Annotated in this window: 20 protein-coding genes and 1 riboswitch; of the genes, 12 read left to right on the top strand and 8 right to left on the bottom strand. The window is 67.3% G+C overall.

Features of this window, described 5'->3' with window-relative positions:
- The first annotated feature begins 51 nt into the window (after nt 1-51).
- The 4 genes from acuI to ACT2B0_RS20305 all read left to right on the top strand — a co-directional run bounded on the left by acuI (nt 52) and on the right by ACT2B0_RS20305 (nt 5,325).
- The gene (gene acuI / locus ACT2B0_RS20320) at nt 52-1,047 is read left to right on the top strand and encodes an acrylyl-CoA reductase (NADPH) (RefSeq protein WP_473460071.1); all 996 of its coding nucleotides are present in this window, start codon (nt 52-54) and stop codon (nt 1,045-1,047) included.
- 109 nt (nt 1,048-1,156) lie between these two features.
- Nucleotides 1,157-3,445 carry a response regulator gene (locus ACT2B0_RS20315; protein ID WP_473460070.1) on the top strand — a complete coding sequence of 763 codons (2,289 nt, stop codon included), beginning with the start codon at nt 1,157-1,159 and terminating at the stop codon, nt 3,443-3,445.
- 116 nt (nt 3,446-3,561) lie between these two features.
- Nucleotides 3,562-4,395, top strand: coding sequence for a l-ornithine N(alpha)-acyltransferase (gene olsB, locus ACT2B0_RS20310; protein WP_473460069.1), 834 nt, complete (start codon nt 3,562-3,564; stop codon nt 4,393-4,395).
- Between the two features lie 156 nt (nt 4,396-4,551).
- Complete coding sequence (locus ACT2B0_RS20305) at nt 4,552-5,325, top strand: MBL fold metallo-hydrolase (RefSeq protein ID WP_473460068.1); 774 nt, start codon at nt 4,552-4,554, stop codon at nt 5,323-5,325.
- Between the two features lie 10 nt (nt 5,326-5,335).
- Here ACT2B0_RS20305 and ACT2B0_RS20300 read toward each other — a convergent pair whose 3' ends face one another.
- The 6 genes from ACT2B0_RS20300 to ACT2B0_RS20275 form a co-directional block, all read right to left on the bottom strand.
- Nucleotides 5,336-6,421, bottom strand: a complete 1,086-nt coding sequence (locus tag ACT2B0_RS20300; protein ID WP_473460067.1) for an endonuclease/exonuclease/phosphatase family protein — start codon at nt 6,419-6,421, stop codon at nt 5,336-5,338.
- Nucleotides 6,422-6,715: 294 nt separating this feature from the next.
- Nucleotides 6,716-7,423 (bottom strand): carbonic anhydrase, encoded by a 708-nt coding sequence (locus ACT2B0_RS20295; protein ID WP_473460066.1) that lies wholly within the window; start codon nt 7,421-7,423, stop codon nt 6,716-6,718.
- A 427-nt stretch (nt 7,424-7,850) separates the two neighbouring features.
- A complete protein-coding gene (locus ACT2B0_RS20290) occupies nt 7,851-8,309 on the bottom strand; it encodes a cupin domain-containing protein (protein ID WP_473460065.1) in 459 nt (152 codons plus the stop codon).
- A gap of 42 nt (nt 8,310-8,351) precedes the next feature.
- Nucleotides 8,352-9,137 carry an alpha/beta fold hydrolase gene (locus tag ACT2B0_RS20285; RefSeq protein WP_473460064.1) on the bottom strand — a complete coding sequence of 262 codons (786 nt, stop codon included), beginning with the start codon at nt 9,135-9,137 and terminating at the stop codon, nt 8,352-8,354.
- Between the two features lie 20 nt (nt 9,138-9,157).
- Nucleotides 9,158-9,724 carry an NAD(P)H-dependent oxidoreductase gene (locus ACT2B0_RS20280; protein ID WP_473460063.1) on the bottom strand — a complete coding sequence of 189 codons (567 nt, stop codon included), beginning with the start codon at nt 9,722-9,724 and terminating at the stop codon, nt 9,158-9,160.
- A 56-nt stretch (nt 9,725-9,780) separates the two neighbouring features.
- Nucleotides 9,781-10,980, bottom strand: a complete 1,200-nt coding sequence (locus tag ACT2B0_RS20275; protein ID WP_473460062.1) for an acyl-CoA dehydrogenase family protein — start codon at nt 10,978-10,980, stop codon at nt 9,781-9,783.
- 307 nt (nt 10,981-11,287) lie between these two features.
- Here ACT2B0_RS20275 and ACT2B0_RS20270 point away from each other — a divergent pair, with 307 nt between their 5' ends.
- Entirely contained in the window at nt 11,288-12,040 is a 753-nt protein-coding gene (locus ACT2B0_RS20270; protein ID WP_473460061.1) for a helix-turn-helix transcriptional regulator, read from the top strand.
- A 52-nt stretch (nt 12,041-12,092) separates the two neighbouring features.
- Here the strand turns inward: ACT2B0_RS20270 and ACT2B0_RS20265 are convergent, their stop codons facing one another.
- Nucleotides 12,093-12,536, bottom strand: a complete 444-nt coding sequence (locus ACT2B0_RS20265) for a YtoQ family protein (RefSeq protein WP_473460060.1) — start codon at nt 12,534-12,536, stop codon at nt 12,093-12,095.
- A gap of 198 nt (nt 12,537-12,734) precedes the next feature.
- On the opposite strand from ACT2B0_RS20265, the gene ACT2B0_RS20260 reads away from it, so the two are divergent.
- From ACT2B0_RS20260 to ACT2B0_RS20230, 7 genes are all read left to right on the top strand, one after another.
- The gene (locus ACT2B0_RS20260; protein WP_473460059.1) at nt 12,735-13,640 is read left to right on the top strand and encodes a helix-turn-helix domain-containing protein; all 906 of its coding nucleotides are present in this window, start codon (nt 12,735-12,737) and stop codon (nt 13,638-13,640) included.
- A gap of 51 nt (nt 13,641-13,691) precedes the next feature.
- Nucleotides 13,692-15,086: an amidase family protein gene (locus ACT2B0_RS20255; RefSeq protein WP_473460058.1), complete on the top strand. Its 1,395-nt coding sequence runs from the start codon at nt 13,692-13,694 to the stop codon at nt 15,084-15,086.
- 71 nt (nt 15,087-15,157) lie between these two features.
- Nucleotides 15,158-15,360: riboswitch (cobalamin riboswitch) on the top strand.
- A 194-nt stretch (nt 15,361-15,554) separates the two neighbouring features.
- On the top strand, nt 15,555-17,495 hold the full coding sequence (locus ACT2B0_RS20250; RefSeq protein WP_473460057.1) for a TonB-dependent receptor plug domain-containing protein: 1,941 nt from the start codon (nt 15,555-15,557) through the stop codon (nt 17,493-17,495).
- 50 nt (nt 17,496-17,545) lie between these two features.
- Complete coding sequence (locus ACT2B0_RS20245) at nt 17,546-18,364, top strand: ABC transporter substrate-binding protein (RefSeq protein WP_473460056.1); 819 nt, start codon at nt 17,546-17,548, stop codon at nt 18,362-18,364.
- The gene (locus ACT2B0_RS20240; protein ID WP_473460055.1) at nt 18,361-19,362 is read left to right on the top strand and encodes a FecCD family ABC transporter permease; all 1,002 of its coding nucleotides are present in this window, start codon (nt 18,361-18,363) and stop codon (nt 19,360-19,362) included. The genes ACT2B0_RS20245 and ACT2B0_RS20240 overlap by 4 nt, the downstream gene beginning before the upstream one ends.
- Nucleotides 19,359-20,165 (top strand): ABC transporter ATP-binding protein, encoded by an 807-nt coding sequence (locus ACT2B0_RS20235; protein WP_473460054.1) that lies wholly within the window; start codon nt 19,359-19,361, stop codon nt 20,163-20,165. Before ACT2B0_RS20240 ends, ACT2B0_RS20235 begins: the two co-directional genes overlap by 4 nt.
- Complete coding sequence (locus ACT2B0_RS20230) at nt 20,162-21,196, top strand: DUF6925 family protein (RefSeq protein WP_473460053.1); 1,035 nt, start codon at nt 20,162-20,164, stop codon at nt 21,194-21,196. Before ACT2B0_RS20235 ends, ACT2B0_RS20230 begins: the two co-directional genes overlap by 4 nt.
- A 44-nt stretch (nt 21,197-21,240) precedes the next feature.
- Here ACT2B0_RS20230 and ACT2B0_RS20225 read toward each other — a convergent pair whose 3' ends face one another.
- Nucleotides 21,241-23,526 carry an NADP-dependent malic enzyme gene (locus ACT2B0_RS20225; RefSeq protein WP_473460052.1) on the bottom strand — a complete coding sequence of 762 codons (2,286 nt, stop codon included), beginning with the start codon at nt 23,524-23,526 and terminating at the stop codon, nt 21,241-21,243.
- Nucleotides 23,527-23,534: the final 8 nt, after the last annotated feature.

Genomic DNA, 23,534 nt, shown 5'->3' with positions numbered 1-23,534 from the left:
CCGAGCCAGCACAGTCGGGCTCAGTCGTGCAACCAGACCGTGGAAAGCCCAATGTCCGAAACCTTCCGAGCCATTCTCGTCTCCCGCAACGAGGACAAGACCCAGGCCGTACGCGTTGAGGAGATGTCCGAGGCGGATCTGATGGAAGGGGATGTGACGGTCGCCGTCGAAGCGACGACGGTGAACTACAAGGACGGCCTCGCCATCACCGGCAAGGCACCTGTGATCCGCCGCTTTCCGCTGATCCCGGGGATCGACTTTGCCGGCACGGTGCTGTCGTCCGGTCACGCCCGCTGGAAGGAAGGCGACAAGGTCGTCCTCAATGGCTGGGGCGTGGGCGAGACCCATTACGGCGCCTTTGCCGGGCGTGCCCGCGTCAGCGGCGACTGGCTGGTGCCGCTGCCCGGGACGATGACGCCGCTCGACGCCATGGCGATCGGCACGGCCGGCTATACCGCGATGCTGTGCGTCATGGCTCTGGAGCGGCACGGCATTTCCCCCGATCGCGGCCCGGTCGTCGTCACCGGCGCGGCCGGCGGCGTCGGGTCGGTCGCGGTGTCGATCCTGTCCCGGCTGGGCTATCACGTCGTCGCCTCGACCGGGCGGACCAGCGAGGCGGACTATCTGAAGGAATTGGGCGCGGCCGAGATCATCGATCGCGCCGAGCTCTCCGGCCCGGCCCGGCCGCTCGGCAAGGAACGCTGGGCAGGCGGCGTCGACGCCGTCGGCAGCCACACACTGGCCAACGTCCTGTCGATGACGTCCTATGGCGGCGCGGTCGCGGCGTGCGGCCTTGCCCAGGGCATGGACCTGCCGTCGAGCGTCGCGCCCTTCATCCTGCGCGGCGTGTCCCTGCTCGGCATCGATTCGGTGATGGCGCCGCTCGCCCTGCGCGAGGAAGCGTGGCGCAGGCTGTCCGACGACCTCGACCGCGACAAGCTCTCGACCTTGTCGACCACGATCGGCTTCGATGGCATTCTCGAGGCGGCGCGCGCGATCATGGACGGCGACATTCGCGGCCGGGTCGTGGTCGACATGGGCCTTTGAACACAAACCTGTGCGAGCCTGCGTCCGGGCGGAAAAACCGTGCGGTTTCGCTAAAATTTTAGCAGGCAGCCAAAATCTTCCCTAATCAGTGCCGGGCTAGGGTCCGGCCATGGACGCGCGGAAGTTTTTCTCCACCCAGGCAGCCCCGTCACGGCACATCACAGCCGCCGTGCCGCAGCGGCTCGAGCGCGCCACATCCATGGTTTCCCGCGCGCATGACCGCCATGTTCTGGGCAGTCTGGCCATCGTCGTGGCCGTCCTCGTGCTTGCCGGGCTGGCCTTCCTGACGGGCGCGCCGCAATTGCTGAGTTTGGGCCTCCTCGCCACAGGTCTCTCCGGCCTCGCCATTTTCGGCGCGACGATCGCGCAGGACAGGCGCGTCGAGGCGTTGGCGCGTTCGGACGCCGAACGCACCCGCGCGGAGATCGAGGAACTCGCAGACCGCATGTGGGAGCTGCGTGAAAGCGAGCAGCGCTTCCGCGGCCTGATCGACGCGCTCGGCGATATCGTCGTGCACCGCGACCGGGACGGCCGGATCGTTTATGCCAACAGTGTCTTCGCCGGCGTTTTCGGTCGCGAGCCGCGCGATTTGTGCGGCCGTACGCTGGACGAGCTCGGCGTCGAAGTCGGCATGGTCCCCGATGCCGCCTTTGCCGATGGCGAATATCTGAGTTCGGCCGACGTGCCGATCGAAACGCCGGAGGGGCTGCGCTGGTTTTCCTGGATCGAGCTTTCGGTCCGCGACGAGGAAACCGGCGCCGTGTCGCACCGCACCATCGCGCGCGACATTACCGCGCGCAAGCGCGCCGAGACCGCGCTGATCGCCGCGCGCGAACGCGCCGAGTTCGCAAGCCAGGCCAAATCGCGCTTCCTGGCCACGGTCAGCCACGAGATCCGCACGCCGATGAACGGCATCATGGGCATGGCCAAGCTGATGGCCGATACCGACCTGTCGCCCGAGCAGCGCACCTATGTCGGCGCGATCTCGACCTCGGCCAACGCGCTGCTGGCGCTGATCGAGGACCTGCTCGATTTTTCCAAGATCGAGGCCGGCCGGCTGGAGCTCGAGCCACAGCAGATCTCGCCGCACGAACTGGTCGAGAATGTCGTGGAACTGATGGCCGCGCGCGCCTTTTCCAAAAAGATCGGGCTGGGATGCCATATCACGCAGGGCGTTCCGGCTACCATTGAGGCCGATCCCGGGCGCCTGCGGCAGATTCTGCTCAACCTGATCGGCAACGCCGTGAAATTCACCGAGGAAGGCGGCGTGCTGGTTCGCGTCGGCATCAGCGGTGATGGCGAGGCGCCGGCCCTGCGGTTCTCGGTGATCGACAGCGGTCCCGGCCTGACCACCGCCGAAATCGGCCGCATCTTTCGCGAGTTCGAGCAGGTCGACGGCACGCCGACGCGAAAACATGGCGGCGCCGGCCTCGGCCTGGCGATTTCCAAGCGCATCGTCGATGCCATGGGCGGGCACATCGTCGTCGAGAGCGAGGTCGGCAAGGGTTCGGAATTCTCCTTCGACCTGCCGCTGCCGGCCGACACCGTGTTCGCGCAAGACAATCCCGCCGCCCTGCACGGCAAATCGATTCTGATCGTTTCGGCGAATGCGGTCGAGGCCGACGCCATGATGGCGACGGCAACCGCCCATGGCGGCAGCGCCGCCGTGGCGCGCAGTCCGTCCGACGCGGAAAAACTGATCCGCACCCGCAAGGAACCGTTCGAGATCGTTTTAATCGATGCTGTCTTCGAATCGGGCGACGGCGCGATCCTGGCCGGGCTTCGCGATGTCGCCGCCCGCGCTCTCGAGGGGGTGATCCTGATCGCGCCCGGCGATCGGGGCCGCCTGTTCCAGTATCGCGCGGTCGGCTATTCGACCTTCCTGGCCCGCCCGGTGCGCGGGCGCACCCTGTTGCGCATCCTCACCCACGGCGCCGGCGATGCGCCGGCTCACGGCACCGTTCACCGCCTCGAGGTCAAGCGTCGCAAGCCGTCGGCCAAGAGCGCCTCGAGCCTGCAGGTCCTGATCGCCGAGGACAACGAGATCAACGCGCTGATGGCCCGTTCGGTGCTCGAAAAGGCTGGCCATGTCGTGCATCACGTCCGCGACGGCAAGGCCGCCGTGGAAGCCGTGCGTGCCGCGCGCGGCCGCCGACCCTTCGATATCGTGCTGATGGATCTCCACATGCCGGTCATGGACGGGCTCGACGCCATCGCCCTGATTCGCAAGCACGAGGAGGAAAAGGGGCTGGCGGCGGTGCCGATCATGGTGTTGTCGGCCGACAGCCAGGAAAAAACCCGTCACGACGTGCTGTCGCACGGCGCCAACGGTTTCGTGACCAAGCCGCTCGACCCGCACGACCTGGTGGAGGCCGTCCGCCACCAGGTCGCCGCCTGAGGCTGTGCTTGCGGCGAGTCGGCTGTCATCCTATTGTAGTCATGGCTTCGTATCTGCGCGAGCAGTCTCGCGACGAGGGAGAATCGACCATGCCGATGCGCGCGATCGGGAAGGACATGCCTTCACCAGCCGCCCGCGGCTTGGAGACGGTCGCGCCGGGCGAGGTGCTGGGCCGAATCGGCACGCTCGAGGTGCGCCTTGCCCGCGACGAGAGCGAAATCGCGGCGGCGCAGGAGGTGCGCTACCGGGTGTTTTACGACGAACTCGGCGCGCGCGGCGACATGCTGCAGCAGCGCGACGCCGATCATTTCGATTCGATCTGCGATCATCTGCTCGTCTTCGACACCACGCTGCCCGGCCCCGATCCGCGTCGCATTGTCGGCACCTACCGGCTGTTGCGCCAGGAAATCGCAGCCTCGGCCGGCGGATTCTATTCCACCGACGAATTCGAGCTCGAATCGCTTGTCGCCCGGCATTCCGAGCGCCGGTTTCTAGAACTGGGCCGGTCCTGCGTGCTGCCGGACTATCGATCCAAGCGCACGGTCGAACTCTTGTGGCAGGGCATATGGGCCTATTGCCGGCGGCATAGCATCGACGTGATGACCGGCTGTGCATCCTTTCCGGGCGTCTTTCCGGCCGCCCACGCGCGGGCCTTGTCCTATCTCGCCCACAAATTCCGCGCCGAAGACGCGTGGCGCGTCCGCGCCGTGCCGTCGCGCTACCAGACGATGGACCTGATGCCGGCCGAAGCGATCGACAGCCGCGCCGCGATGGCCGAGCTGCCGCCGCTGATCAAGGGCTATCTGCGGGTCGGGGCCCGTTTCGGCGAGGGCTGCGTGGTGGATGCAGATTTCCACACCACCGATGTGTTCGTGATTCTGCCCGTCGAGTGGATCGCCGGCCGCTACATCAATTATTACGGCGCCGACGCCCAGCGTTTCGCGGCTTAAATCGCCCGACGGCACGATCTGTCTCCTACGCAGCGGCCGAACGTCCGGATTTCCCGAACCGCTCACATTAACGTCGGTTGCGGCCGGCTCCGAGTGTGGGAGAGTCCTGCCGGTTTGCACCACACGCAACAGCTTCTCCAGCGAACGGAGGCAGGAATGATCTTCACACGACGCGATACACTCAAGCTCGGCGCGGCAGGCCTTGTCGGGCTCGGCGCGACCACATTGGTGCCGTTTCACGCCCGCGCCCAGGTGAACGGCGACAGCTACGACACCGACAGCGGAAAAATCACCGTCCATCCGATTGCCCACGCGTCCTTCGTCATGACCGTGCCGGGACTGGTGATCTACAACGATCCGGTTGGTGGCGCCGAGGCCTATCAGGGCCGGCCGGCGCCAGACCTGATCCTGATCACGCACGAGCACGGCGACCACTACAATGTCGAGACACTTGAGGCGCTGGTTCAGGATGGCACCCGGCTGATCACCAATCCGGCCGTCTTCGACATGCTGCCCGACGATCTCAAGGCCAGGGCCACCGCGATCGGCAATGGTCAAAGCACCGATATCGGCGCGCTCAGCGTTGACGCCGTTCCCGCCTACAACACCACGGAGGCGCGGCTAAAGTACCATCCCAAGGGCCGCGACAACGGTTATGTGCTGACCATCGACGGCCGCCGCGTCTATATTGCCGGCGATACCGAGGACATCCCCGAAATGCGGGCGCTGGAAAAGATCCACATCGCCTTCGTGCCGATGAACTTGCCGTTCACGATGGATATCGACCAGGCGAGTTCGGCCGTCGCCGAATTCAAGCCGGATTACGCCTATCCGTACCACTATAAGGGCAGCGATCCGCAGGCCTTCGCCGGCAAGGTTGCCGAAGCGGGAGTTGAGACCGAAATCGTTCAGGGGCCCTGGTACGGCTGATCCGGCGCCGTCAGGTCTCCCAGTCGCCGCCGATCGGCTTTTCGTCGCGTTTGCGGGCGGATTCGACCAGTTCGCGCGCGTGTGCGACGTCGTCGCCATCGGCCGGTTGGGGGTGGCTGTCCGCGTCGGGCTCGGAGCACAGCACCAGATCGAAGGAGACAGGGAAGTGGTCGGACCCGCACGGCGCCAGCCGCCGCATGCCGACCAGCCGGAACTCGGCGGAATGGAACAGATGGTCGAGAGGCCAGCGCAGCAGCGGGATGCGGGCATCGAAGGTGGAAAAGACAGACCGGCCGATACGCGGATCGAGCAGGCGGCTGACCCGGCGAAACCGGCGGGTGGTCGTCGACCAGGCGACGTCGTTGAGGTCGCCGGTGACGATCACCGGCAATGTCTCCTCGCGCACACGAAGCGCGACCAGCGCGGTTTCCCCATCGCGCCCCGTGGTGCCGCGGTGCGGCACCGGCGGTTCGGGATGGAGGGCATAGAGCCGGAAGCGCCGGCCAGCCTTCGTTCGGACCGTCGCCACCACCGAGGGCACGTCCTTGGTCAGCAAACACTGGAGCGCGATGTCGGCGAGCTCCAGACGGCTTGCGACGATCATGCCGTAGCTGTTGTTCTGCGGGCGCGACACGACATGCGGATACAAGCCGGTAAGCGGCGACAGGGCGGCGGCCCAGCCATCGTCCACTTCCATCAGCACCAGGATGTCGGGTTCGGCGCGTTCCAACTCGGCCAGCATGGCCTGGCGTTGCCGGTTCGACATCTTGACGTTGGCGACGACGAGACGCAAAGCGTCGCCGTCGTGCCTGGTCGGGTCGAAGCCGGTTGACTGTTTGCGCGCAAAGGGCGTGAATTCCGCGATCAGCACCGCCTGAACGAACGCCACCGCCGCCAGCAGTGCCAGCAGCCCCAGCCAGATTGCCGTCCGCTCGGCGAAGAACGGTGCGGCCGCGATCAACGCGAGCGCCAGGGCGAGATATTGCTGGCGCGGAAAATCGCCGACGCGCACAAGCCCGTGCGCGACCGGCAGGAATGGAAGCACCGTTCCGGCGAGAAGAACCGTCGCAAGCAACAGATAGATCGCGAGCGCCATGGTCGCCTCGTGCCCTCCCGCACCGGAACCAGCATCTTGCGCGGTCCGCATGCCGCTGCCAAGCCCGATGGCAACGGTGCGGGGCGCGATTCGTTCCCGATCGCTAAGTCCAGGCGGTCGCCATACGGCCGGAGCCGGGATCGAGCGGAGCCTGGCGATACAGCCGGGTCATGGAGGAATTCGAGCCACAAGCCGTGTCGACCGGATGGACGGCCACCGGCCCCGATCACGATCCCGCGTCATGATGGCAAATTGCTGCCGCGCGATCGTGATCGGAGCCGATCTTGGAAGGTGCTACAGGAAATCGACCTTGCCGGTCGCGATTTCATAAACGCCGGCGACGGCCTTGAGCCGGCCCGACGCGCTGAGGTCGGACAGGATCGGCGCGGCCGTCTGCGCGGCCTCGGCGTTGAGCTTGGCGTTGCGCGCGGTCGCGGCCGCCAGCAGGTCGCTCGAGCCCTCGGCGATCGCCTGCTCGACGGCAGGACGAATGGCGTTGACCAGGCTCGGCAGATGGCCGGGCGGCAGCGTGTCGTCCTGGACCGACTTGATCGTCGCGTCGACCGCGCCGCAGGACGTATGCCCCAACACGACGATCGTCTTGATGCCGAGAACGGCCGCGCCGTATTCGAGGCTCGCCAGGCCCTCTTCGTTGATGAAATTGCCGGCAACCCGCACGACGAACAATTCGCCGGGGCCCTGGTCGAAGATCAGTTCCGGCGCCACGCGCGAATCCGCGCAGCTGACGATCGCCGCGAAGGGCTGCTGGCCGAGCGCCCGGTTCGACCGGCCGACGGAGTGATCGGTGTTGATCGGCGCGTTCGCCACATAACGCGCATTGCCGTCGATCAGGCGCTGCAACGCTTCATCGGGCGTCACCGGCGCGGACGCGGTTTCCTGCGCATGCGCGCGGGAGACGAACGGCGCCGCGATGGAAAGCGCCAGCCCGCCGGCGAGCAGATTGCGCCGTCCAATGGTCTTCGTGTCGGCTTTGCTGCACATGTGGATCTTCCTTTTGAGTATGTCTTTGGTTTCTGGAAATCATATTAAGCGAATTTGCGCCTTGCCTCGATGGAGGCGGGGTAGATCCCGGCCCGGCGGAGCATTCAGCCGGCCGGCGGGAGCGGCCTCATTTCGGGTGGGTGCTGGTGATCAAATGGCGGTCCGGCGTGAACCGGACGGCATTCTGAAACGCGTTGACTGGATGGATCGTGAGGCGCATCGGGCCTTCACCTCGTCTTTGCGCCGGATTGCAGTGGCGTTCGGTTGCCCTGACTGAACCCTTTACCTGTCGTGGTGTTACTTTTTCCTCAATCCGCTGTTGCCTTCACGGTTGTATCCCGGCGAGACAAGACGGTTTCCAGACGCGCGGGGCGGATGACCGTACTCGCGCGCCGGGTTGCGTGGCGGACGGCGCCCGCCCGAGAAATCATGCGGCCGGCGGCGGCAGGAAGTCGACCTCGTGCTCGGCGGCGATGCGCACCACCTCCGCCGGGTCGGGAACGTTGTGGATGCGCGCGAACAATTCCTGAAGGGAACGCCGCGGCGTCACCCAGAACAGGCTGGTGGCGGTTTCGTCGCCCTTGTTGAAAATGCCGTGCGCGATGCCCCTGGGCATGCGCACGAGATCGCCGGGCCGAGCCTGCTCTTCCTTGCCGTCGAGCCAGATCGTATAGACGCCGCCAAGCACGTAGACGAATTCGTCCTGCGTCGGGTGCACGTGCGGCGGCACGAAGGTTCCCGACGGAAAGACGGCATGCCAGGCCATCGAATCCGCCGCGGTCTGCTTGAGCGTGTAGGTCTGGCCGAGAATGCTCCACACCAGGCCGTTCGTGGCCTCGTCCTTGGTGGTGATGCCCGCAGGCATGGTGTCGGTGGGAAAGCTCATGTGCTGACTAGCTCCGCTGTGTGTCGTGATTCTGGAAAAGGCTCAGTCGCCCAGGAAATCGGTGACGACCCGCGCCGCTTCGGGGGTTTCCTCGAAAACGAGATGGCCGGTCGCGGCGACCATGTGCGTTCGGGCATCGGGCAGCCGGTCGGCCCAGCTTTGCGCCTGCGCCGTCGGGCGCAGCCGGTCCTCAGCGCCCCACAGCAACAGGACCGGCATGGTCAGGCGGTGCAGCCAGCGCGACAGCAAAGGGTTGCCCTGGATGTCGTCGCCGACAATCCGCTGCGCCGCGCCCATCTCGCGTCCCAGCGCCGCCTCGAACACCGGGTCCGGCCCGGACGGTAGATACGGCAGGATCCGCGCCGGATCATGGGCGAGATAGGCCGGCATTTCCTGCGGTTCCAGCGCAAACAGGTTCGGGGCCGGCGCCTGCGGGTCGACCAGTCCCGCCGGCGCCACCAGAACCAGTCTGGAAACGCGTGCGGGCTGGCACAGGGCGAGCTCGGCCGCGATCCAGCCGCCGAGCGAAAAGCCGACTAGGTCTATCGCTCCGAGTCCGAGGCTGTCGAACAGGTCGAGATAATGCAGAACGTAGTCCTCGATACCGTCATAGTCGGGGCTGTCGGCCGACAGTCCGAAATTCGGATGGAACGGGATGATGACCCGATGCGAGGCGGCCCATTGCCGGGCCATCTCGAAGCCGGTGAAGGTGCCGGTTCCGTGCAGGAAGACCAGCGGCGGGCCGTCGCCGATCTCCAGCAGTTCAGTGCGGATGCCGTTGATCGTCCGGCTCGTGCGGGCAAAACCCCGCAGATGGGCGTCTTTCATGATGGCTTGCTTTCCTGTTTTCATGCGGCCGAAGCCCTGCGATGGTCGAACTGCCTGGCGAACTGCTCCGCGGCGATGCCGATCCGCGCCGTCAGCGGCGCCGGCAGCGGCCGGCCCGGCTCGAGTTCGGCCGCGCACGCATAGACGGCGGTCGGCACGGTCCGGGCCTCGAAGAAGCCGAACAGCGGGCGAAGCTGATGTTCCACCATCAGCGAATGGCGCATGCCCCCGCCCACCGCCGTCAAGAGTACCGGCCGGTCGCGCAACGCACCCGGCGCGACCATGTCGAAGACGTGTTTGAACAGGCCGGGGAAGGAGCCCTGGAACACCGGGCAGCCGATGATGATGCCGTCGGCTGCCTGCAGTTCGGCCAGGAGCGCGCGGGCGCGCGGACCCATCGCCTCGGGCCGTGTCGAGCACAGATCGGGCACCACGTCGGCCAGGTCGTGGATGACCGGGTGCAGGCCGTGCGCGCGCCGCAATTCGCCGCCGACGGCCTCGACCAGCGCGCAGGCGCGGGCCGGACGCCAGGTCGTGCCGCAAAAGCCGACGATCCGCGGCGCACGCTGGGCGGGCTCGGCATTCATCGGCGTTCTCCCGGCAAACGTCTCTCGGCCATGCGGCGGGCGGTGGAGGTCGGGCGTCATCCCTTGATGCCGAAGACGGTCCACTCGGCGTTCTCGCCGGTTGAGCCGAGCAGGGCGCGCCCGCATTCCTCGACGATCTGGTCGGCCATCAGAATATGCTGGGTGCCGGCGTGGATGTCGCGATAGACGCGTTGCATCGGGGTGGCGTGCAGGGAGGCGCCGCGCGCGGCGCGATGGGCGAAAGTGGCGACGTCGGAGATCACGTCGTGCAGGTGGCGCAGGCACAATTTGGCCATCGTCACCGCCTCGAGCGGCTGGGCTTCGCCCTTCATGGCGCGCGCGTCGATGGCGAGCCACGTCTCATAGGCGAGCGCGCGTGCGGCGCGGTAGCGCGCCTCGGCCTGCGCGAACTGGAACCGGAAGCTCGGGCTGTCGGCCGATTTGCCGAACGGATCAGTGCGCTCGACGATCACCTTGGCCAGTTCGTCGAGGACGCGACGGCCGACGCCGAGTGCCCAGCTCGTATGGCCGAAGGCGCTGAGCCCGGCCAGGCCGAGACCGCATTGCGGACCGCCGCGCAGCGGCACCGTGTCATCGAACTTGTAGGTCATCGTGGCCGGTACGAACAGCTCCTCCTGCCCGTCCGGCAAGGTGTAGTCGTAGCTGCCGGTGGCGCGCAGGCCGAGCACGTCCCAGTTGCCGAGCAGCTTGATCGTGTCGCGGGGATGGTGGGTGATGATGATCTTCGGGCCGTCTTCGCCCATCACCATGTTGCCCTCCTGGTCGGTGATGAAGCAGCCCGTGTGGATCCATTCGGCGTGATGGATGCCGCTGCCATAGGCCCAGCGGCCGCGGATCATGTACCCGCCGTCCACCGGACGCGCGAAACCGCGCGGCACGCCGTTGCCGGCGATCGTGATGTCTGGCCCGTTGGCGAACACGGTGGCGATGCCTTCGTCGGCGATGAAGGCGGCCATCATCATGCCTTCCATGTTGTTGACCATCGTGCACCAGCCGACCGAGGCGTGCGCGTGCGACAGGCGCTCGACGACGCGCATCATCTCGACCAGCGTCGCGTCGCCGCCGCCGACGGCGGCCGGGTACATCATCGTGTAGAGGCCGGAGCCGCGCATCGCGGCCACGACATCGTCGGTCAGGTGTCCCAGCGCCTCGGCCGCGCCGGCACGCTCCTCCACGAGCGGCAGAATCTCGTCGACGCGTGCGAGGTAATCGCGTTGCTTGGGGTGGACGTTCATCGATCTGCGCTCCCTATGAAATCCGTGGCGCGGAGACCCGATTGCCGCCGCGTGACTGTCGTCGGGGTATCGCCGGCCGATCGCTGCATACGTGGTCGGCACGGCGCCCGATGCGACAACCATGCTGGCGGCTCGCGCGCTGCGACAACCCCCGCGTTCGGGGGGGTAGGTGCCGGCGACGCGGCGCGATATGATGACATGCTCGACTGGTCAAAGCCTGCGCGCGACCAGCCGGAGGGGCGGCCTGGGAGGGGCGGTTCGGGCGATCGGACCTGATGAGGAGGTCGATGTCGGGAGGACGGGAGGAATGCAGGCTCCGCGCGTAACGGAGGCGGTGCTGGCCGACTGCGTGGCCTCGATCGCCTGCAGCGGTTCCATGAGCGAACTCGGGCATGCCTGCCAGCGCGCCGTCAGCCGGCTCGTCGGCACGCCGACGCTCGGGTTCTACCTGCTCGACGGCTCGATGCCGGTGCTCAAATACAGCCACCACGTCGATCCCGGCATGCTCGACGACTATACCGACCGGCTGGGCGCCAACGACCCGCTGATCGAAAGCCTGCATCAACGGCCCGTGGCGACCACCGGCATGTCGATCTATGGCGACCGCCACTGGCGTCACAGCGAAATGTTCCGGCTGCTCAGGCGCTGGGGTTATGACGGCAATCTATGCGGTCCGTTATGCCTCGACGGCGAACTGGCGGGGATCCTCTACACGGCCGGCCCCGGTGACGGCAGCGGCTCCGACGAGCTGGTTCGCATGCGCATGGACATTATCTGCCGCGCGAGTTCGATGGCGCTGGACCGGATCGCCGAAAGCGGTTTTACGCCGTACGCGCCGTCGGGCGGCGGTGTCGAAGCCGCCCTTGCACCCCGCTCGGCCGAGGTCGCGCGGCTGGTGCGCCTGGGACGCAGCAACAAGGAAATCGCGCGCGCCATGTCGATCTCCGAAAACACGGTGAAGGAGCACGTGGCCAATCTCCGTCGCCGTTTCGGCGTCCGCAACCGGACCGAACTGGCCGCCCGGCTATCGGCTCAAGCAAGCCGCGCCGCGCCCGCCTGAGACGTCTTCCGATCCGGGGCGCGCGTTTTGCCGGCGATGGCGGCAACCTGCCTCAAAGGGCGCCGGTGACCAGGTAGCGCAGCGCGCGCGCCACTTCGGCGGGGGTGCGGGCGACCGCGTTGGCGGCGGTGTCGACCTCCTTCAGCGCGTGGTCGAATTCGGGCGGATGCAGCACGATGATCGGTTTGCCGAGCGCTGCCGCATAGCCGGCGTCGAAGGCCGCGTTCCACTGCCGGTATTTTTCGCCGAAACACACCACCAGCACGTCGGCGCGCTCGATGCCGGTGCGGATGCGCACGGCGTTGAGCAGCGCCCCCTTGCGGTCGTGCCAGAACTTGTCGCTTTCGGCGCCGAAGATTTCCACGCCGCAATCGTCGGAGGCATCGTGGTCGGTCACCGGGCCGAACCAGTCGATGTCGAGGCCCTCGCAGGCCGTCACGATCGTCTCGCGCCAGTCGGTATGGATCTCACCGGCCAGATAGACGTTAAGCTGCATGGGAACCTCCGGTTCGGTTTCGCTGGATGATGATGACGTGTGGCCGAACGGCTATCACGAACAAGCCATATCCCGCAGCATACATTGTCGAAAATATTCCCGCTGCGTCCGGCGCACACTCGAAGGTGGGCCGGCATCCAAGCCGGCCGCGCGCTTTACGGGCTTTGATCGGCGGCGATTTTTCCGTAGTGACTGGCAATGTCAGCCCCATCCGACAGGCATGCCCGCAATGCCGCCAATATCGCCCGCGCCTGCGCGGCGATCGAGCGTGACCTGACTGCCCGCCACCGCATCGCCGACCTGGCCAGGGATAGCGGAATGGCTCAGCACCATTTCCAGCGCCGCTTCGCGGCGGCCACGGGCGAAACGGTCGCCGGCTATCTCCGAGCCAGGCGGCTCGAACGCGCGGCGATCGCGCTCTGCCAAACCGACGCGCGCATTCTCGACATCGCACTCGATTGCGGGTTCGAGACCCACGCGGCGCTGACGCGTGCCTTCAAGGCGCATTTCGGCATCACGCCCGATGCCTTTCGCCGCGATGGGCTCGATTCGGCCCTGTGCGGCGCGCCGCCGCGTCCTTTCCTGAGACCTGTCGAGGTCCAATCGTTCGCCATGGCCTGCGATCTGGTGGAGATGCCGCAGCAATGGCTGTGCTGGCGGCGGGCGACCGGCATGATCGACGGGCGCTACTTCCCCGACCTGGCTGCGACACGAGCCGCGTTCGGCGAGCTGGCGCGCATCTTGGGCAAGGACGAGGCGGCTTTCGCCGCCGGTTATGCCCAAGGTCCCGCTGCCTTCGAGGATCAGAGTGCCGTCGCCCATTTCGGTGCGCTTTTCGACACCGAGCGCAGCCTGGCCTGGGCGGAGGGGCGGACGGGGATCGAGGCCGGGCTCTACGCAATCTTTCCCCATAACGGGCCGCTGAACACGCTGCACCTGACCTGGCATCGCGCCGCGCGCGTCGGCCTGGGCCGGTTGAAGCTGAGGCTGCGGCCCGGATGGATGGTGGAAACCTATCTGACCTCGCGGACCGAGGCGCCGGGTGCAGCGCTGAGCGCGCTTGTCCACCTTCCGATCCACAAAAGCACGATCGGGAAAGCCTAGGCCGGTCGGCGGGGCTTATCCAACGGGGCGAACGCAGCGTTGGAGAAGACCATGACCATCGACCTACCCGAAATCCTGACCCGCCCTTTGCGCGAGACCGTCGCCGGGCTCGCAAACGAAGCGACGCGCGAAGCCCTCTACCGCGCCTTGCGCGCCCGACGCGAAGACGTCGAACCGGTCGTCAACGCGTTCGAGGCCCGTCGCGAACAGTCGCCCCGCACGGCGAAAGGGCCGCTGAACGGCCTGCCTGTCACGGTCAAGGACCAGATCGCGGCCGGGGGGTGGCCGCGGACATTCGGGCTCGAGCGTCCCAGCCGGCGCGCGGACCGGGCGAGCGCGACGATCGTGGCCAGGCTGGTCGGGCTCGGCGCCGAGGTGACCGGCAAGACCGCGTTGCCGCCCAACGCGCTCGATTTCCAGACGTTCAACCGCCGTCGCGGCCGTACCAGCAATCCGCACGATCCCCGCTTCACCGCAGGCGGCAGCTCGGGCGGCGGCGCGGCGGCGGTGGCGAGCGGCATGAGCCTTCTCGATATCGGCGCCGATCTTGCCGGCTCGCTTCGCCTGCCGGCGGCATGGTGCGGCGTGACCTCGCTCACCCCGACCGAGGGCGGCTGGCCTTCCGACGGCATGCTGCCCGGCGGACAGCGCCTGCAACACTTCGCGCGGATAGGGCCGATCGCGCGGCGGGTCGACGATCTCGCCTTTCTCTGGGACTGTCTTGCCAGAGCCGAAACCGGAAAAGAAACGTCGGGATCGTACCGGATCGGCCTGTGGACGCCTGATTCGCCCCCGCCGATGGAGGCGGCGGCCCGCACGGTCTGGGACGGGTTTTCCACCCGGCTCGCCGCCACGGGCGTTAACGTCGAGCCCGACCCGATGCGTCTCCTGTTTAAACCCGAGAGCTACCGGCTTTTCGGCGAGATCATGGGCTACGAGACCGGTGCGCTGATTCCAGCGCCGATTCGCTGGCTGCTACGGCGCGACCGGAGCCCGGCGCGGCGTTCGCCGGGTTTCCTCGCCCACGTTCATACGGGATATCGCAGGGACGGTGCGCGCCATGCCGACAATCTGGCGCGCATGGCCGTAGCGCGGCGCGAGGCCGCCGCGCGTTTTGACGGCGTCAACGCGCTGGTGCTGCCGGTCACCGGCCTGTGTGCGTTTCGACATCTCGACCCGAGCTCGGACAGGGCCGGGGTGCGCGACTACGCACAGCGCTTCGACACCGCCGCCGGTCCGCTCTTCTATTTCGACGCACTGACCCGCTTCACCGTTCCGGTCACCTTGCTGGGGTGGCCTGTGGTCACACTGCCGATCGGGCGCGATGCGAACGGAATTCCGTTCGGCGTCCAGGTTGTCGGCAAGCCGGGCAGGGAGCGGGCGCTGCTCGATCTCTGCGCCACGATCGAGACGCGCCTCCCGGCCTATTCGGGCACGGAACGATGAGCGAGAACTTTCCGATGGACCACGCCGGAGTTCTCCGCGCACGCGCTTGACAAGCTTTTGCTGATATCTCTAGGGTCGCGCACGGAACTGGTTCCGCCCTCGGGCGGATGAAAAGGGAACACGGTGAGGCCGCATGCCGGCCAAATCCGTGGCTGCCCCCGCAACTGTAACCGTTGAGCCCGCTTCCATGATGCCACTGGCCGTTCGCGGCCGGGAAGGCGGAGCCGGGCGACGAGACGGAAGTCAGGAGACCTGCCAGGACCGGTCACCCATGCCAGGACACGGGGTGTGTCCAGGCGCGGCCGTCCGTTGCGGTGACATTCGATGAAGTGTTGCCGCAGCCGGGAACGGCCGAGGGGTGAGGACGCCTATGTTTGCCGATCTGCCCAAGACCGATCTCCGCCTGCGGTTGATTGATGCCGCGCAACGCCATGCCGCGTTGCGCGACCAACCGCACAAGGGACAGGTATGGTCAGGAAATATATCGTTGCCGGCACGCTGGCATTCGTCGGGCTGACGGGCGCACAGGCCGAGGAACCGGCGGATGCCGACACCGAGATCACCAAGCTCGACCGGTTGCTGATCAGCGAAGGGCGCACGCCTGTGGAGGCCGAGAAATCCGGCCGCGCCCATACGGTGATTTCGGGCGAGGCGCTGGAGGAAAACCGGGTGCGTTACGTCGCCGACGCCCTGCGCATGGTGCCGGGCGTGGCCGTGTCGCGTACCGGTTCCTATGGCGGCCTGACCCAGCTGCGCATGCGCGGCGCGGAGGGCAACCACGTGCTGGTGATGATCGACGGCATCGAGATGAGCGAAACCTCCTCGGGCGAGTTCGATTTCGGCAGCCTTCTGGTCGACGACATCGAGCGCATCGAGGTGCTGCGCGGCCCGCAGAGCGCATTCTGGGGCTCCAACGCCACCGCCGGCGTGATCAACATCATCACCAAGCGCGGCGAACGCAACGGATTTTCGACCTCCATCCGCTCCGAGGCCGGCACCGACGGCACCTGGCTCGGCGGTCTGTCGATGCGCGGCGGCGGCGAGAATTACGACGTGGCACTGTCGGGCCTGTTGCGCAATACCGGCGGCTTCAACGTCTCCGATTACGGCACCGAACGCGACGGCGACCGCAATGCCACGCTCAACGGCCGTTTCACGGTCGACCTGACGCCCGCGCTCAGCGTCGACGGCACGCTGCGTTACGTGGACCGCAAGAGCGACCTCGACGCACAGGATTATGGCTGGGGCAGCCCGACCTATGGCCAGGTGCTCGACACCGACGACCAGGTCGCGAGCCGCGAACTGTTCGGCTCACTCGGCGCGACCCATGTCGCGCTCGACGGCGCGCTGACCCAGCGCCTGCGCTTCACCGGCAGCGACACGTTCCGCGAATATTCCGCCGGCGGCGCGGTGACGTCGTCCAATTCGGGCGGCCGCTATAACGGGCTTTACCAGGCGAGCTGGGAATTCGACACGCCGAGCCTGCTGGAAGCGCGCCACCGGCTCACCGGCGGCTATGAGTGGGAGCGGGAAACCTTCCTGCCCTCGCATCTGGCCAACAAGCTCGCCCGCTCCACCAATTCCTTCGTCGGCGAATATCGTGGTGAGTTCCTCGACCAGTTTTCCGTCAATGCCGCGCTGCGGCGCGACGACAACGACGCCTTCAGCGACGCCACCACCTATAGCCTCAGCGGCGCCTGGCGCATTCCCGGCATCGACACCCGCCTGCATGCCTCGCTGGGCACCGGGGTCACCAACCCGACCTTTTTCGAGCAGTTCGGGTATCTGCCGACCCAGTTCATCGGCAATCCGGGCCTGCTGCCCGAAGAGAGCTTCGGCTGGGATGTCGGCGTCGAGCAGGGTTTTTTCGGCGGCATGCTGATCGTCGACCTGACCTATTTCAATCAGGATCTCACCAACGAGATCGCCACCGCCTATGACGGGCCTTTGCCGACGCCGGTCAATCTCGATGGCCGCAGCGAACGCCAGGGCGTCGAGGTCGCCGCCACGGTCGATCTCTTCAACGGCTTCACCGCGACGGCGAGTTACACCTATACCGACGCCACCGAGCAGGCGGTGGCGGGCGGGCCGCGCCTGGTGGAGGTGCGTCGGCCAAGACATTCGGGATCGCTGAACGCGGCCTATCGTTTCTACGACAACCGCGCCCGCGTCTTCGGCGAAGTCGTCGTCAACGGCGAGATGCTCGATCTCGACTTCTCGACCTTTCCGTCCTCCCGTGTGAGGCTGAAGCCCTATACGGTGGTCAATGTCGGCGGCAGTTTCCGCTTCAACGAAACCGTCGAGGGGTTTGCCCGTATCGAGAACCTGTTCGACGAGGAGTATGAGGACGTGCTCGGCTACAACGCCCAGGGCCTGGTCGCCTTTTTCGGTCTCAAGGGCAGTTTCTGAGCGCGATGACGCAACGGCTTTTCCTTTGTCGATGGCTCGGGGCGGCGTGCATGGCCGCCCTGACGATTTGCGTGTCGGCGACCGCGCACGCCGCGTCTGCACCCAAACGCGTCGTGTCGATGAATCTGTGCACCGACCAGCTTGCCATGCTGATCGCGGATGAGGACCAGCTCCATTCGGTCTCGCATCTGGCTGCCGATCCGGGCGCCTCGGTGCTTGCCGGGCGCGCCGGAGCCTATGTCGTCAATCACGGCCTGGCGGAGGAAATCTTCCTGATGCGGCCGGACCTGGTGATCGCCGGCACCTACACGACGCGCACGACCGTGGCGCTGCTGCGCCGGCTCGGCTTTCGCGTCGAGGAGTTCGCGCCGGAAACCGGGTTCGACGACATCCGGCAAAACATCGCCCGCATGGGCGCGATTCTGGGGCGGCGGGACCGGGCGGCGGCGCTGACGGCCGCGCTCGACGCCGGGCTGGCGGCGCTGGCAGCATCGCCGGCGGAGGGCTCGGTGGCGGTCTATTCCTCCAACAGCTACACGGTCGGGCCGGGCTCGCTCGCCGACGCCGTCATCGCCGAAACCGGGCTCGACAATATCGCCGCGGCCCTGGGCATTTCCGGCGCCGGCCGGCTGCCGCTGGAAAGTCTGATTGCCGCCGATCCCGACCTGGTCGTCACCGGCGCGCAGCGTTTCGACGACCCCGCGCTCGCCCAGGAGAATTTCCGCCATCCGGCCTTCCGCGCCTTCGCCCGCCAAATCGCCGAGGTCGACATACCCGACAAATACTGGCTGTGCGGCGCGCCGTTCACGCTGATTGCCGCGCGCATTCTCAAACAGGCCGCGAGAAGGCTGGAGGCGGGGCAGGAATGAGCGAGCCGGCGCGTTACCGCCTGTTGCTGGCGCTGCTCGGCGGCGCGACGACGCTGCTGTTGGTCCTGTCGCTGACGGTCGGGCCGGCGGCGATCGGTTTTGCCGATTCGCTTGCCGCGCTCGTCTCCGGCGATGGCGGCGCGATTGTCCTGATCATGCGCGAAATACGCCTGCCGCGCGCGCTGCTTGGCCTGATGATCGGCGCCACGCTCGGCCTTTCGGGCGCCGCGCTCCAGGGCTACCTGCGCAATCCGCTGGCAGAGCCGGGGCTGATCGGCGTCAGCGCCTCGGCCTCGCTCGGCGCCGTGCTGGCGATCTATACCGGCCTGTCGGCCGCCTTTCCGCTCGCCCTGCCGCTGTCGGCGCTGGCGGCCGCGGTCGCGGGCGTGCTCGTCGTCCAGGCATTGGCCGGTATGCATGGCGGCACGCTGACCATCATTCTGGCCGGCGTCGCTGTGTCGAGCTTCGCCGGCGCAATGACCTCGCTGGCGCTCAACCTGTCGCCCAACCCGTTCGCTGCGCTCGAAATCCTGTTCTGGATGCTGGGCTCGCTCACCGACCGCTCCATGGACCATGTCTGGCTGGCCGGCCCGTTCATCCTCCTCGGCTGGGCGATGCTGGCCATGCTCGCCCGGCCGCTCGACACGCTGACGCTGGGTGGCGACGCGGCATCGAGCCTCGGCGTCGACATGCGCCGGGTACGTTTCCTGGCCGTTTTCGGCACCGCGGCCTGCGTCGGCGCGGCGACGGCGGTGGCCGGCGCGATCGGCTTTGTCGGCCTCGTCGTGCCGCATCTGCTCAGGCCTCTGGTCGGCGCGCGCCCGTCAAGGCTTTTGCCGGCATCGGCACTCGGCGGCGCGTGCGTCCTGATGGCGGCCGACATTCTGGTGCGGCTGATCGCGCCCGGCCGTGATCTCAAGCTCGGCGTTCTGACGGCGATCGTCGGCGCGCCGTTCTTCCTCTGGCTCATCTGGCGCAGCCGCGGGAGGCTGGCATGAGCCTGCTTGCCCTGTCCGGGATCGGGGTCGCGCTTGGCGGGCGCGACGTTCTCGGCGAGGTGTCGCTGCGCGTCGGCGAAGGCGAATTCGTCGGGCTGATCGGGCCGAACGGCGCCGGCAAGTCGACCCTGCTGCGCGCGGCGCTGGGACTGGTTACCGCGCGCGGCACGGTGGAGATCGGCGGCATGCCGGCGGCGGGGCTGTCGGCGCGGGAGCGCGCCCTGCGCATCGCCTATCTGCCGCAGGAGCGCGAGATCGCCTGGCCGGTTTCGGTCGAAATGCTGGTCGGGCTCGGCCGCGCGCCGCATCGCGGCCCGTTCGCCGCCGCCGGCGCGCAGGATCGCGCGGCCGTTGAAGCCGCGCTCGGGCGCATGGAGATCGCCGCCTTCCGTCACCGCCCGGCGACCCAGCTATCCGGCGGCGAGAAGGCCAGGGTGCTGATTGCCCGCGCGCTGGCGCAGGAGGCGCCGCTGCTGCTTGCCGACGAGCCGACCGCCGGCCTCGATCCCGAGCACCAGATCGGCCTGATGCGCCTCTTCGCGGATCTCGCCCGCGAGGGCCGCGGCGTCGTCGCCTCCCTGCACGATCTCGGGCTTGCCGCGCGCTGGTGCACGCGGCTGGTGCTGCTCGACCGCGGCCGCATCGTCGCCGATGGCCCGCCCCGGCAGGTGCTGACGCCGCAACGGCTGCGGGACATCTATGCCGTCGAAGCCTTTTTCGGCGAGGCAGCCGGCGGTCTCGTCGTGCAGCCGTTGGACCTAGTGGCGTCGAACGCCAAGAACGAAAGGACCGTGCACCGGTGAACGATCTTGAAAATCTGTTGCGACGCGCCCTGGCGGATTGGCAGTGCGGCTGGAGCATGGGCACTTTCGGCGCCATCGCCGAATTTCATCACGACGACGGCGAGACGGCGATCGTGGACGATCCCGAAACGCTGACGCGCGCCACCGCGCGAGGCGGCGTCGCGCTCGACTACGCGGCGCTGGCGGCAGTCGTTCCCGTCGCCTATGAAACGCTGAGCCCGAAACGGCATCGCTGGAGCCATGCGCTGGCGCTGTGCCTGCCCGAGGCCGCCGCCCGCCGCGCCTGCCGCGCGACGCTCAGCGAACTCGGTCCCGACGACGGTGCGATCCGCGAGGCGGATCGCGGCGCGATCCTGTTCGATATGGGCTTGTCGTTGCCGCAGTCGGATTTCTGCGTCCGGACCCGAGACGCCGCGCTGCTTGCCGTGCTGCGTTCGTCGGTCGGCCGCTCGCTGCTGGAGCCCGGCAACCCGGCGATGGCGGCAATTCTTGCCGCCCATCCGCATCGCGTCGCCGTCACCGGGATCGGCCGGGTCGAGGTGTTCCAGAAGATCGGCGGTCCCGACACCGGCGGCGTGTCGCCGCCGGGGCCGCATACCCACGTTCTGCCCAGACTTCTCAGGACGGGCCGCACCCATTCCGCCAACACGCCGATTCCCGACGGGCTGATGCCGCTCGCATCACTGCATCCGGGCCATCCGGTGATCGGCCCGCTGGGCGAGGACCGGCCCTTCGACGCCGCGCTGCATGCCGGCTTCCAGGCCCTTTTGGCGACATATGGCCTTCCGGAGGCTGTCGCTGAGAAGAACCGGGTGCTAACCGCCCTGGCGCGCGGTCAGGCGCCCGACGGCTTCACGCCGTCCGAAACCCGCCTCGCCCGCACGGCCCTGCGGCTCGCCCTGCGCCAGGAGATGCACCGTTGCGGCCATCTCGGCGAGACCGCCCGCCTGCGATTGCTGGCGCGGTGGCAGGCGCGCTTCGAGCCCGCCGCCGCCGATGACGAGGCCGAGGACGACAGGCCGGGACACTGAAAGCGGCCTTGGCCGACCCCGTTTTCGGGGCGCGGGTCGGCGCGTCATGCCCCGGCATTGTAGGCCGCGATCGCGGCCATGTTGACGATGTCGCTGTCCTTGGCGTTGAGCGAGACGATCTGCACCGGCTTGTTCAGCCCGACCAGCAGCGGGCCGATCACCATGGAGCCGCCGAGTTCCTGCAGCATCTTGGTGGCGATCGAGGCCGAGTGGAAGGCCGGCATGACCAGCACGTTCGCCGGGCCCGACAGGCGGCAGAACGGATATTGCGCCATCAGCTTCGGGTTGAGCGCCACGTCGGCGGCCATCTCGCCGTCATACTCGAAATCGACCCGGCGCTTGTCGAGGATCTTGACCGCCTCCTGCACGCGCTCGGAGCGCTCGCCCGGCGGATGGCCGAACGTCGAATAGGCGAGCATGGCCACGCGCGGCTCGTAGCCCATGCGCCGCGAAAAGCCGGCCACCTCCTCGGCGATGTCGGCGATCTGCTCCGAATTGGGCATGTCGTGCACGGCGGTGTCGGCGACGATCACCGTGCGCCCGCGGCAGAGCGCGATCGATACACCGATGACCCGGTGGCCGGGCTTGGCGTCGATCACCCGGCGCACGTCGTCGAGCACGGTGGAATAGTTGCGGGTCACGCCCGTCACCACCGCGTCGGCGTCGCCGAGGGCGACCATGGCGCCGGCGAAATGGTTGCGGTCGTTGTTGATCAGCCTCTGGCAGTCGCGGAACAGGAAGCCTTTGCGCTGCAGGCGCTCATAGAGATAGTCGGCGTAAAGGCCGTTGCGGCGCGACAGGCGCGCATTGATGATCTCGATCCCGGGCTTGTTCAGGTCGACGCCGGCCTGCTTGGCGGTTTCCCGGATCTGCTCGTCGCGGCCGAGCAGGATCGCCGTACCCAGGCGCTGGTTGGCGTAGGAGACGGCGGCGCGCATCACCTGTTCTTCCTCGCCCTCGGCGAACACCACGCGCTTGGGCTGGCGGCGCACGCGGTCGTAGATGCGCTGCAGGGTGGAGGCGATCGGATCGCGCCTTGCCGACAGATCCCGCGCATAGTTGAAAAGATCGAGGATCGGCCGGCGGGCCACGCCGGACTCCATCGCCGCCTTGGCCACGGCAACCGGCACGGCCGAGATCAGCCGCGGGTCGAAGGGCACGGGGATGATGTAGTTGGGGCCGAATTTCGGCCGGTTGCCCTGATAGGCGGCGGCCACGTCGTCGGGCACGTCCTCGCGGGCGAGGGCGGCCAGCGCATGGGCGGCGGCCAGTTTCATGTCGTCGTTGATGGTGGTGGCGCGCACGTCGAGCGCGCCACGGAAAATATAGGGAAAGCCAAGCACGTTGTTGACCTGGTTCGGATAGTCCGAACGGCCGGTCGCCATGATGGCGTCGGTGCGGATTTCGGCCACTTCCTCCGGCGTGATTTCCGGATCGGGATTGGCCATCGCGAAGATGATCGGCTTCTTGGCCATCGACTGGACCATGGCCGGCGTCAGCGCGCCCTTGGCCGACAGGCCGAAAAAAATGTCGGCGCCCTCGAGCGCCTCGGACAATGTCCTGAGCTCGGTCTTGACGGCGTGGGCCGACTTCCACTGGTTCATGCCCTCCTTGCGGCCCTGGTAGACGACGCCCTTGGTATCGCACAGGGTCACGTTTTCGGGCGGAAAGCCCATCGCCTTGATCAGCTCGATACAGGCGATGCCGGCCGACCCGGCCCCGTTGCAGACCAGCCGCGACGTCTTGATGTCGCGCCCGGTGATCTCGAGCGCGTTGATCAGCCCCGCCGCGGCGATGATCGCGGTTCCGTGCTGATCGTCGTGAAAGACCGGGATGTCCATCAGTTCGCGCAGGCGGCTTTCGATGATGAAGCAGTCCGGCGCCTTGATGTCCTCCAGATTGATGCCGCCGAAGGACGGGCCCAGGAAACGCACGCAATTGATGAATTCGTCGACATCGTCGGTGTCGACTTCCAGATCGATCGAATCGACGTCGGCGAAGCGCTTGAACAGCACCGCCTTGCCTTCCATCACCGGTTTCGACGCCAGCGCGCCGAGATTGCCCAGGCCGAGGATCGCGGTGCCGTTGGAGATCACCGCCACCATGTTGCCGCGGGTCGTGTAGTCGAAGGCGCGGCTTGGATCCTCGTGAATGGCCTTGACCGGCGCGGCCACGCCCGGCGAATAGGCCAGCGACAGGTCGCGCTGGGTCGCCATCGGCTTGGTGGGATTGATTTCGAGCTTGCCGGGACGGCCGGCGGCGTGGAAGTCGAGCGCCTCCGCCGCCGAAACTGAGGGACCTTGTTGATCGTTCTTGCTTTTTTCGGCCATGACTGTCG

Source organism: Nitratireductor sp. J20-h4 (assembly GCF_056780505.1).
Note: the sequence above shows the minus strand (reverse complement) of the source record. Positions and strands in the feature narration are given on the sequence as shown.